The sequence below is a fragment of the Mesorhizobium sp. M4A.F.Ca.ET.022.05.2.1 genome (assembly GCF_003998845.1).
In the GTDB taxonomy this organism is placed as follows: domain Bacteria; phylum Pseudomonadota; class Alphaproteobacteria; order Rhizobiales; family Rhizobiaceae; genus Mesorhizobium.
Map to the genome: position 1 here is coordinate 1 of NZ_RZOJ01000338.1, position 6,544 is coordinate 6,544.

5 protein-coding genes and 1 pseudogene are annotated in these 6,544 nt (G+C 64.2%); 1 reads left to right on the forward strand and 5 read right to left on the reverse strand.

What is annotated here, in order from left to right; translation table 11 throughout:
* Positions 1-106: 106 nt before the first annotated feature.
* From EN745_RS26735 to EN745_RS26755, 5 genes are all read right to left on the reverse strand, one after another.
* Complete coding sequence (locus EN745_RS26735) at positions 107-2,221, reverse strand: VWA domain-containing protein (RefSeq protein WP_126054106.1); 2,115 nt, start codon at positions 2,219-2,221, stop codon at positions 107-109.
* Between the two features lie 2 nt (positions 2,222-2,223).
* Positions 2,224-2,784 (reverse strand): RNA polymerase sigma factor, encoded by a 561-nt coding sequence (locus EN745_RS26740; RefSeq protein WP_126054105.1) that lies wholly within the window; start codon positions 2,782-2,784, stop codon positions 2,224-2,226.
* Between the two features lie 174 nt (positions 2,785-2,958).
* The gene (locus EN745_RS26745; RefSeq protein ID WP_126054104.1) at positions 2,959-3,690 is read right to left on the reverse strand and encodes a dienelactone hydrolase family protein; all 732 of its coding nucleotides are present in this window, start codon (positions 3,688-3,690) and stop codon (positions 2,959-2,961) included.
* 104 nt (positions 3,691-3,794) lie between these two features.
* A complete protein-coding gene (locus EN745_RS26750) occupies positions 3,795-4,484 on the reverse strand; it encodes a 4Fe-4S dicluster domain-containing protein (protein ID WP_126054103.1) in 690 nt (229 codons plus the stop codon).
* An 89-nt stretch (positions 4,485-4,573) separates the two neighbouring features.
* Complete coding sequence (locus EN745_RS26755) at positions 4,574-6,148, reverse strand: trimethylamine methyltransferase family protein (RefSeq protein WP_126054102.1); 1,575 nt, start codon at positions 6,146-6,148, stop codon at positions 4,574-4,576.
* Between the two features lie 273 nt (positions 6,149-6,421).
* Between EN745_RS26755 and EN745_RS37230 the strand changes: the two are divergent.
* Positions 6,422-6,544 (forward strand): annotated as a pseudogene (locus EN745_RS37230) (cobalamin-binding protein); the annotation flags it as partial.

A 6,544-nucleotide genomic window follows, 5' to 3' on the forward strand; every position in this document is an offset into this window, starting at 1 on the left:
GAGCCAGCCCGGCAGTTTTTTCCTGCCCCCCCTGCCTCACCCGCCCGTAGGCCGGCTCCCCCGTATCAGAACGATCCCGTCTGAAAGGAGCCGGCCGTTATTGCCACTACCGGTTACCGCCCAGCGCCGAGGCAAGGCGCACAAGCGACAGGAATTCCGACCTGTAGCCAAACGGATCGGCTCCTCGGGCGGCGGTGGCAATCTCCATGATCTTGTCGTAACCGAACTTCGCGGTCGCATCCTCGTCGCGCAGCTTCTGGCCGAACGCGGCGACCGCGACCGAGAAGCGCTGATCGGTGCCGGCCTGGTCGAAGGACTGGACCTCGTTGGCCGATGTCACCGGCGTGGTGATCAGCTTCGAGGTGTCCTCGTTGGGCAGCTTGTAGCGGATCTTGACGAAGGCATATTCGTCGGCATTGGCGACGCCGCCATTGTTGACCGTCGCCTGGCCGTAGCGCAGCGGGTCAATCTGCTCGCCGCCGCTGCCCTTCGGTGTGATCTCGTAGATCGCGGTCACCGAATGGCCGGAACCGATATCGCCGGCATCGACGCGGTCGTTGTTGAAATCCTCGCGGTTGAGCGCGCGGGTCTCATAGCCGATCAGCCGGTATTCCGAGACCTTGTCCGGATTGAACTCGACCTGGATCTTGACGTCCTTGGCGATGGTGAACAGCGTCGAGGACGCGTCCTCGACCAGGACCTTCTCGGCCTCGGCGAGCGTATCGATATAGGCGGCGGTGCCGTTGCCGTTCTGCGCGATGGTCTGCATCATCTGGTCGTTCAGATTGCCCCGTCCGAAACCGAACACCGACAGGAAGACGCCGGTCTTGCGCTCCTGCTCGATCAACCGCTTCAGGTCGTCGTCATCTGTCTGGCCGACATTGAAGTCGCCGTCTGTGGCGAGCATCACACGGTTGACGCCATCCTTGACGAAGGATTGCTGGGCAAGCTTGTAAGCTTCCCGGATACCCGCCTCGCCCGCCGTCGAGCCGCCAGGCTGCAGATGATCGATGGCCGACAGGATCTTGTCCTTCTCGGCGACCTTGGTCGGCATCAGCACCGTGCCGGCGTCGCCCGCATAGGTGACAATCGAGACGGTGTCGTCGGGCTTGAGCTTGCTGACCAGCAGGCGGAAGGCCGACTGCAACAACGGCAGCTTGTCCTGCTCGTTCATCGAACCCGACACGTCGATCAGGAACACCAGGTTGGCCTTGGGCTGCTCGGTCGGCTTGACGTCGAAACCCTTGATGGCGACGTGCATCAGCTTGGTGTGCTCGTTCCACGGCGTCGGCATGACGCTGACGGTCGAGTTGAACGGCGTCGAGGCCGCTTCCGGTCCCTTCCAGTCATAGGGGAAGTAGTTGATCATCTCCTCGACGCGGACCGTGTCGGCCTGCGGCAGGTAGCCTTCCTTCAGCGAGCGCCGTACGAAGGAATAGGAGGCGGTGTCGACGTCGATCGAGAAGGTCGAGACCGGGTCCTCGAGCGCGGCATGCACCGGGTTGGTCTTGAAATCCTCGACGCGGTCGCGGTTTTCCTCCTGTGGCCGAAATTGGTCGGCAGGCAGCGTCGACGGCTGCGCCATCAGCTTGGATTCGGCGGCGGTGCCGGGCACGCGGCCGGCGCGCGCAGCGTCCGCGGGGGCCGCGGCGCCGCCGTCGAGCGAGAGCTGACCGCTGACGGTCGGCGCGGGCGCCGGCTCGGTGCGCTGGAGCGCATCCTGCCGGACCAGGCCGCCGGCTTTCTCCGCTTCGGACTTCGGCGGCTGTGCCGGCGCGACCAGCACCTCGTTCAAACCGCGGCTTTCGCTATCGGTGTCCTTCTTCTGCTTGTCGGCCTCCGTCGGAGGGACCGGCTTCAGCGTCGCCGGTCCGTTCGTCGATGGCTTGTCGGCCAGCGTCTCGGTGATCTTCTCGTCGCCGCCAATCTGCGGTGGCGCCTCCCTCAGCATCTGCAAGGTGGCGTATCCGGCGATCGGCAGGGCGACGAGCCCGGCAATGGCCGGCGTGGCGATCAGTTTCTTTTGCATGATCTCTCTCCAGAGCTTCTGTACCCGCTCTGTGAGACGAAGCCCGCCGGCCGATCCTTGGGCGGCGACGAAGATTTTTTCCTGCTCGTCGAAAGCCTGCATGGCGGCAGCGATCGCGCGCGCCTTCGCCTCGGCGTCGGGTGCCGGTGCCGTGATGTTGCGCAGCCTTTCGAGTTCGTTGTCGTCGACCATGGTCACACTTCCCCGGCTGAACGCATCAACGTCCTCAGCCGTTTCTTCGCTTCATGGATGTGCCAGGAAACCGTCGTCTCCGAGATCGCCATCGCCTCGGCGGCGTCCGCGTGGCTGAGCCCCTCGCCATAGACGAGCAGCACGGCATCGCGCTGCTTGTCCGGCAGCTTGCGCACGGCCGTCCATAGCGCCTCGGCCGGGTCCTCGAGTTCCGCCGCCGCCTCTCCCGCGATCAGCGCATAGGCGCCGTAGGCCTCGGTCTTCTGGGTGTCGCGGGCGCTCTTGCGCATCATGTCGCGCGCCGCGTTCAGCGTCATGGTGTAGAGCCACGTCGTGAACGCGCCCTTACCATGGTAGTCGCGGATCGCCCGGCCGAGCCGGACGCAGACTTCCTGGGCGATGTCTTCGGCGTCCGCCTTCCTGCCGCACCAGCGATAGGCGGCGCGATAGACGAAGCCATAGTGCCTTTCGAGCAATTTGCCGAAAGCACCCCTGTCTCCGCCCTTCGCCCGCCCGATCAATTCGACGTCGGAGGGTTCGCCCTCGTCCAGCATCATCGCCATCATTTGCTTATTGGACGAAGGCTAATGGCTAATCCTTGGGGTTATGGAAAGATTTTTTTGCCGCAGCGCTTTTCCCTTCTCCCCGTTCACGGGGAGAAGGTGCCCGAAGGGCGGATGAGGGGCGGGGCAAACTTTCGAAGCCGCGCACCGCCGCCAAAAAAGGGGAGCCAAACTTTACCCGAGGGTTTCGGCAAACAACGTGGTCAACCGCTTCCAGTGGCGCTCAGCACCGGCTTCATCATAGGCACTGTGATCCTGCACGCACCATCCATGCCCCATGCCGACATAGTTCTCGATCACATGGTCGACCTCGGCCACTCTCAGCGCTTCGGCCAGCCGCGCCGACTGTTCCGGCGGAAAGCTGCGGTCGACGCCGGCAACACCGACATAGACGCGCGCCTTGATCATTGCTGCCTTGCGGTGCGGGCTGTCCGCGGCATCGCTGGCTAGATTGCCACCATGGAAGCTGGCGGCGGCAACGATCCGGTGCGGATAGCTCGCCGCCGCGTTCAGCGCCCGCGCGCCACCCATGCAGTAGCCGACGACGCCAACCGGTCCGGTGATGCCCTCGGCGGCCAGCGCGTCGAGGAAGGCGCCGCCGTCGCGAATGGTCATGTCCTGCGTGGTGCCGCCGCTCAACGCCGACAGCGCGGCCTTGGTCTTTTCATCGGCAAAGGCGGTCTTGGGGTCGAACGGACCGTAGGGCACGCTGCGGTAGAAGAGATCGGGAACCAGCACGGCGTAGCCTTGCCCAGCAAGGCGCTCGGCCATCTGGTCGAGCGCCGTGCGCGGACCGAAAATATCCATGTAGAGGATGATTCCGGCCTTGGCCGGCGCGGCTGGACGAAACAGCCCGGCTTTCGCCGTACCATCCTGGGTCTTGATCTCGAGGTCCTGCTTCGTCATTGCGCGCTCCGCTTGCTGCCACGCGATAGATATCCGCGCCCGCCGTCAGGGCAAGCCACGACATCTCAATCGCGGTCAAGTTTCCGTGCGGCTCGGAACCATCGCTACAGGCCGGCGAACGACGCCATATGGAAGGCCTGAACATCGGCTGGATAGCGATAGTCGGCGCCAAAGGGACAGGCGTTGCGGTCGAGGCAGCCGCCGGTGCGGCAAGGCGCGCCATCAGCACCGCGCACATGCGCCAGACAGGCCTGGTGCGCGAAACCATCCGCCGCATAGGCGTCGACCGGGCAGGATTTCAGGCAAGGTTTTTCGACACATGCATCGCAAAGATGGAGAGTTGCGTCAGCTTCGGGAATCGAGATCGTCTCTTCGAACAGCAGCGCGCCGCGATAGGCGTGCCAGAGCCCGTAGCGCGGATGCATCAGAATGCCGAGCGGCGAAGGCCTTAATCCCTCCGCCCGCATCGCCCATTGCTGGAACGGGAGATACGGCCTGTCGGAGGGCGACACGGCGCGCGCGCCGAACTTTTCCGCAACCGAGCCGATCACTTCGCGCGCCCAGGTGTCGAGCGGATTGGCGATGGCCTGCGGTTGCCGCTCCTGCCAGCGCAGGAAATGCGGCCACGGCGCAGCACCCGCCTGCCCGACCAGCAGGATGGACCTGGCGGGCATGCCGGAGCGCCCGGCGGGTACTGTGTCTTGGCTCGTGAAACGGAAGCCGCCGCGCGGGATCAAGCCATCGACCGCGAGCACGGCCGAGACATCGTCGACCGTGCCGCGCGAAACAATCATCCCTTCTTGCCCGGCTCGGAGAATGCGCTCCGCCAGACTTCCTTGTGGATGATGTCGGCCACTTTAGCCCGGCCTGACTCGGGCTCCTTTCAAGTGAAGGCGTCGGCCATCGAGCCTTTCTTCCTGGCGATGAAGTCGGTCAGGGCCTCGTCGATCGCCGGATCGAGGTAAGGCGCCTCGTAGCTTTCCAGCCAGCGGCGGGCGAGCTCGTTAGCCCGCTGCGGCGCGGTCTTTTCGCCTTCCGCCAGCCACTGCTCGTAGGAATTGTTGTCGGCAATGTTGGAGCGGTAGAAGGCGGTCTGGAAATTGGCCTGGGTGTGGTCGCAGCCGAGATAGTGGCTGCCCGGACCGACTTGGCGGATGGCGTCCATCGCCTGGCCGTTTTCCGACAGGTCGACGCCCTCGGAGAATTTCTGCTGCATGCCGAGCTGGTCGATGTCCATCATGAACTTCTCGTAGCAGGACGCCAGCCCACCCTCGAGCCAGCCGGCCGAGTGCAGCACGAAATTCGCGCCGGCAAGAATGGTCGAGTTCAGCGTGTTGGCGCTCTCGTAAGCCGCCTGCGCGTCCGGGATCTTCGCGGCGCAGAGCGAACCGCCGGTGCGGAACGGCAGGCCGAGACGGCGGGCAAGCTGCGCGGCGCCATAGGAGACCAGCGATGGTTCCGGCGTGCCGAAGGTCGGCGCGCCCGACTGCATCGAGATCGAAGAGGCGAAAGTGCCGAACAGCACCGGCGCGCCCGGCCGGATCAACTGCGTGAACGATGCGCCGGCCAGCACCTCGGCCAGCACCTGCGTCAGCGTGCCGGCGACCGTCACCGGGCTCATCGCGCCGGCAAGGATGAACGGCGTGACGATGCAGGCCTGGTTGTGGCGCGAATAGACCTTCAACGCGCCGAGCATCGTCTCGTCGAACACCATCGGCGAGTTGGCGTTGATAAGGCTGGTCAGCACCGTGTTGTTCTCGACGAAGTCGTCGCCGAACACAAGCTTGGCCATCGCCACCGTGTCCTCGGCGCGCTCCGGCGCGGTCACCGAGCCCATGAACGGTTTGTCGGAATATTTGATATGGCTGTAGACCATATCGAGATGGCGCTTGTTGACGGGAACGTCGACCGGCTCGCACACCGTGCCGCCCGAATGGTGGATCGACGGCGCCATATAGGCGAGCTTCACGAAATTGCGGAAATCCTCGATAGTCGCATAGCGGCGGTTGCCGTCGAGATCGCGCACGAAGGGCGGGCCATAGACCGGCGCGAACACCGTCGCTTTGCCGCCGATCTGCACCGAGCGTTCGGGGTTGCGCGCATGCTGGGTGTAGACGGACGGCGCTGTCTTGAGCAGCGAACGGCAGAGCCCTTTCGGGAAATGCACGCGCTCGCCCTTGACGTCGGCGCCGGCCTCTTTCCAGAGCTGCAGGGCTTCGGCGTCGTCGCGGAAGATGATGCCGATCTCTTCGAGCACCGTGTCGGTGTTCTTCTCGATCAGCGCCAACCCTTCCTCGTCCAGCACTTCATAGACGTTGATCTTGCGCTTGATGTAGGTGAGCTGGGTGCCCGGACCCCCGCCCGAGCGCGCTGCCCGTCGCGCCGCCGCGCCACTGCCCGCGCCGCGCCCGCGTCTGCCGCTCGACGGCTCCTGCTCGACTGCCGCGTTCTCGCTCATGATCGTTCTTCCCTGATCTTGTTCTGACCTGATGTGGATTGCGGCCGCGTGCGGCTGCTCTCGCCGGATCGTAGCCATGCACCCTATTCGAAACGGCCAGCCAGCGCCAACGCCTGTCGCAAAATCGACAAGAATTCCAATAGATTTGCGGTCGCTTTCCTTTTGCGGGAAGTCGCAAATCAGCTATGGATACGCGGCCCTCGCGGGTTAGGTATTGGCGCATCAATTTTAGGCTGCCGCAGACATTCCGAGCAGCAAGGAGCCCGAGAAAAAATGTCCGACGACGAGATCATCCTTTCCGAGCTTTCCGACGACGAGCTCGTGCAGCAGATGCACGACGACCTTTATGATGGTCTGAAGGAAGAGATCGAGGAAGGCACGCATATCCTTCTCGAG